This window comes from uncultured Pseudosulfitobacter sp. (assembly GCF_963976325.1).
Taxonomy (GTDB): domain Bacteria; phylum Pseudomonadota; class Alphaproteobacteria; order Rhodobacterales; family Rhodobacteraceae; genus Pseudosulfitobacter.
This window is the reverse complement of the sequence record NZ_CAXBJW010000026.1, coordinates 1-2,096: the sequence shown is the minus strand read 5'-3', so window position 1 is coordinate 2,096 and position 2,096 is coordinate 1. Positions and strand designations below refer to the sequence as shown.

At 59.8% G+C, this 2,096-nt stretch carries 2 protein-coding genes; both read right to left on the bottom strand.

The window, feature by feature from the left end; all coding sequences use genetic code 11:
• A partial coding sequence (locus tag AAC077_RS19770; RefSeq protein ID WP_339773522.1) for an ABC transporter ATP-binding protein occupies positions 1-1,064 on the bottom strand: 1,064 nt, incomplete at its 3' end.
• 60 nt (positions 1,065-1,124) lie between these two features.
• Positions 1,125-2,096: extracellular solute-binding protein (locus AAC077_RS19765; RefSeq protein ID WP_339773519.1), on the bottom strand; the 972-nt coding region annotated here is incomplete at its 5' end.

Genomic DNA, 2,096 nt, shown 5'->3' with positions numbered 1-2,096 from the left:
GACCAACCGACATGGGCGGCGTGTCCTTTGGCCCATGTGCTGACACCGCCGGCTTGGGGCATGTTCACTTCCACAATCTCGCCGCCGCCGTCGGGTCGCACCAGAATCCGGCTGGCCGCCCCATTGAACAGGATCTGCTCGACGGTGCCCGACAGGATGTTTTCAGCCCCTGACAGGTCGCTTGCATCGTGACTGACCCGTATCGCTTCGGGGCGCACAAAGACCTCTGCCTTTGCGCCGCGCACCAGCGCCTCGCCCGAGGCAAGTGCGCGGATCGCCTGACCGTCGGCGGCCATGATCTCGACGTGTTTGCCCTCGCGGCGCGACACGGTGCCCAGCCAGCGGTTGCTTTCGCCGACAAACCCCGCAACAAAAGCGGTCTTGGGATTGTGATACAGGTCTTGTGCCGCGCCGACCTGTTCAAACCGACCGGCGTTCATCACTGCAATCGCATCCGACATCACCAAAGCCTCGCTCTGGTCGTGGGTGATATAAAGAAATGTGGTATCAAACGCGGCTTGAAGCGCCTTGAGCTCGACCTTCATCTGGTCGCGCAGTTTCAGATCAAGCGCACCCAAGGGTTCGTCCAGCAGCAGCACATCGGGTTCCAACACCATACAGCGGGCAATCGCCACGCGCTGTTTTTGCCCGCCCGACAATTCGCTGACCTGCCGTTTGCCGATCCCCGGCAGTCCGATGCGGTCCAGTGCCTCGTCAACTTTGCGGCTGATCTGCGTTTTGTCGACTTTGCGTCGCCGCAACCCGTAGCCGATGTTGTCCGCAACATTCATCATCGGGAACAGGGCCAGATGCTGGAACACCATGTTCACCGGTCGTTTGTTGGGTGGCACGTTCAGGACGGACTTGCCCTTGATCTGGATGTCACCCGAGGTCGGTTCCTGGAAGCCCGCAATCATCCGCATGATCGTGGTTTTCCCGCAGCCCGACGGCCCGAGAATGGAAAAGAACGAGCCCGCAGGGACATCGAAACTGACGTTATCCACGGCCCTGACAGACCCGTAGTCTTTGGTCAGGTTCTGGCATCTTAAATCGGGGGCTGTCATGTGTCGTCCTTTGATAAGAGACGGCCCCGCCAAACCGGCGGGGCCGTGTTGGTGTGCCGCCTAGTTGGCTGCTTTGACGCGGTCCAGAACACCACCTTCGATGGTTTCAAGACCAGCAGGCACAGGCGGATACCATTTGATGTTGTCCACATCAGCCGCCGAGAAGCTGGCCTGATACTGGGCCTTCAGCGCAGCGTCGGCAAACGCGTCGGCCCCTTTGGACGCGGTGAAGTTGCCCGCACTACTTGTGATCATCGCCGAGATTTCGGGGCGCATCACAAAGTTGATCCAGTCATAGGCGGCTTCGTCAGCGCGGCCTTTGGCGGGCAGCACAAATGTATCGATCCAGCCCAATGCGCCAGATGCCGGTGCGACAAAGGTCACGTTTGGCATCTCGCCGTTCAGCTTCCAGCCGCCGGTATCCCACGCCATGGATGCCACAACTTCGCCAGAGCGGATCAGGTTCATCAGCTCGTCACCGCCGCCCCAGTAGGTTTTGACGTTAGGTTTGCACTCGATCAGCTTGGCTTCGACCTGATCCATGATCTCGCTGTAGGCCGCTTCGTCGCCGTAGGCTGCAAAAGGATCAAGCCCCATTGCAAAAGCAAAGCCGATCAATGTCGGACGCTTGAGCCGGTAGGACACTTTGCCCGCGACCTCGTCGGAACACAGATCGGTATAGTCTTTCACCGATGCCGCGGCGGTTGTGTCAAGAACCAGGCCGGAGGTGCCCCAGACGTGCGGGACGCCGTAGATTTCGCCGTCCACGGTTGTATTGGTCTTGGTGGCCTCGAGCATCGATGTGATGAACTGGGACGCGTCGATCTGCGTCAGATCCATCGGCTTGTAGATGCCGAATTCTGCCTGCGGTCCGGCAATCCGGTCCTGGCTTGGTTGTGCCAGATCAAAGCCGCCGCCGGCCGTCGCACGCAGCTTTGCAATCATTTCTTCGTTGTTGGACAGCGTGACTTCTACGCTGTGCCCGCTTTCGGCTTCAAACAGCGCGATGACCTCTTCGGGTGCGTAGCCGCC